Source organism: Parabacteroides sp. AM58-2XD, assembly GCF_003463685.1.
GTDB classification, from domain to species: Bacteria; Bacteroidota; Bacteroidia; order Bacteroidales; family Tannerellaceae; genus Parabacteroides; species Parabacteroides segnis.
In genome coordinates this window covers 1-2,188 of record NZ_QSDP01000212.1, presented here as the reverse complement: position 1 = coordinate 2,188, position 2,188 = coordinate 1, and the positions used below count along the sequence as shown (strand labels likewise).

Here is a 2,188-nt window from a genome sequence, read left to right as displayed (position 1 = left end):
GCCGGGATCGTTGATCGTGCCGAAGCCGTGGTGAGGAACAGGCGCCTCCGACGGAGAACCCACGTCGGAAGGGATATGGGGGTAGTAACCCGAAACATTCAGTTCGCTGGCTGTATTGCCTTCGACCTTGTATTTGGCTTTGACAGGAATCTGCAACTTCACTCCCAGACCGGCGTATATGCCCCATTTTTCCTCTTCGCCGAAATGGGTCTGGTACATTGCCAACAGCGGGATATCCAGCAGGAAGGCGGTCTGCTTCTCTTCCAGGTTCTTCAACCGGGCACGCAGTTCGAACTCACGCGGGTGGCCGGAGAAGTCATCGTCGTCGGTCATATTGCCCAGTTTCATGTATTTATCGTCGGACATATCACCTGTCAATTTGCCTGTCGTTGCATAACGGGAGATACCTACCCCCGTCGAGAAACCCCAATGACGGTTGAAGAAGTAGCTGTAACGGAGGTCTATTTCATACCCCAGTTTTGCGTTGCGCTTGCCTTTCTCTTCAAAACCTTCGATCTGGTAGTTCAGCTTGTAACGGAAGGAAGAGGAACCGACGCCGCCCGATACCGTCAGGTAAGAGGTCTTTGTTGTATCTTTCTTTTCCTCCCGGTAGTCCTCGCGGTATTCCTGACGCTGGCGCTGTTGCTGCTGGCCGTTGTTATACTGGCTACGCTCTCTACCACCCGTTCCTTGCTGGGCCGAAACGGTGGTGGCAAGGCAGCCTGCTGCGAATAAAAAGATTGTTTTCTTTATGTTTGAAATTATTGTTGACATATCTGTTAGCTTATTTTACGATGATTTTATGAGTTGTTGTTCTTCCTGAATCGGTGGTTACCTTCACGATGTAGCTGCCTGAAGCCATATTCGCGGGGATGGTGGTTTCGACTGTCGTAGTTGACTGCTTTTCGACCAGTTGACCGTTCAGGTTATAGATCTCGATGACTGCCGCCTCCGAGGCTTCGCCAGGCATGCCCAGCTTAACGGTTATCGGACTGTTCTTCTGCACCATCGTCGGGTAAACGGTGGTTACGGGGAACTGTGTCAGCGTATCGAACGTGATCGGGCAACTCACCACATAGCTGTCGTCTGCACGGTAGGCCTGGATGAAGTAACTGCCCAACAGGCCCTCGGGCACGGAGTAGTAGATCGAAGTGCCGTTCTTCTCGATTTTCTGCCCGTCATGATACCACTGGAAACGGACAAACTCGTTGTCCGGATTGGTGATGTACAGGAATTCGTTCCATTTCACCAGGACTCTCAGGCCGTTCTTGCGCACCGTCACCGTCACACTGCTCTCCATTCCGCAGTCGCCGTATACATCTACGTAGTAAGAGCCTTCCTTGTCGGGCGTCAGGGCAGCCTGGTAGGTGGCCGAGGTTGCTCCTTCGATCGCCTCTTTGTTGAAGAACCACTGATAGGTCAGATTCAGGCCACGGGCTTCTACGCTCAGGGTGAAGGCGTCGCCGTCACAAACGTATACGGACTGCGGTTGTTTGGTGATCATCGTGGTTTCCAGCATCTCGATTTCGAATGGATGTAGTTCCACCAGGCCCGGGTCGCTTTTCTTGCGCACATACACGTTTCCGGTGTAAACGCCCTTGCCGATTATCCGGTAGACGGGCACTGTGAGATAGTCGGGAGTCACATCTTTATAGTCGGAATCCGTAAAGCCGGCTTTGAGCGCTTCGTCGGAGAAGCGGACGGAATATTCCAGGATATTGTCCGGATCGAGCAGGCGGAATGGTATTCTGAATTCGCTTTCCGAACCGCAATGGGAGGCGATGTCGCCCAGTTCGATCATACCACCGTCGCGGATGATGATGGTGTGGACGTAAGGAGGCTCGGTGTAATAGGCTGTCAGGGCCACGCTTTCACCGTTGTAGAGTGTCAGCTTGGTCACCGTATACACGTAGGTGCCGACCAGCGTGTGGGCTTCGCCCCGGTTGAAGGTGTAACGCTCGGTTCTCGGAACGGCTTCCTCCAACGGATAGTGGTAACCGGCGGGGGTGGCGGTGTATTCGATCTCCCAGCGGTCATAAGTGATGTTGTTGAAACCGACCGGACGGATCTGGACGTAGACCGGTGTGCCTTTCACCACGCTTGTCGTAGTCAGATTGTCCACATCGCGGAAGTCCTGAAGCTGGTTCGACGCCGTGGAGACCGACCATTGCAGGGCGCCGTGCGGGCC

At 53.9% G+C, this 2,188-nt stretch carries 2 protein-coding genes; both read right to left on the bottom strand.

Translation table 11 applies throughout. The features are described 5' to 3' along the window. Positions 1 to 774: outer membrane beta-barrel protein (locus DXA15_RS24840; protein ID WP_128135822.1), on the bottom strand; the 774-nt coding region annotated here is incomplete at its 3' end. A gap of 10 nt (positions 775 to 784) precedes the next feature. Next, positions 785 to 2,188 (bottom strand): T9SS type A sorting domain-containing protein (locus tag DXA15_RS24835; protein ID WP_147349110.1); only part of this gene is annotated, 1,404 nt, incomplete at its 5' end.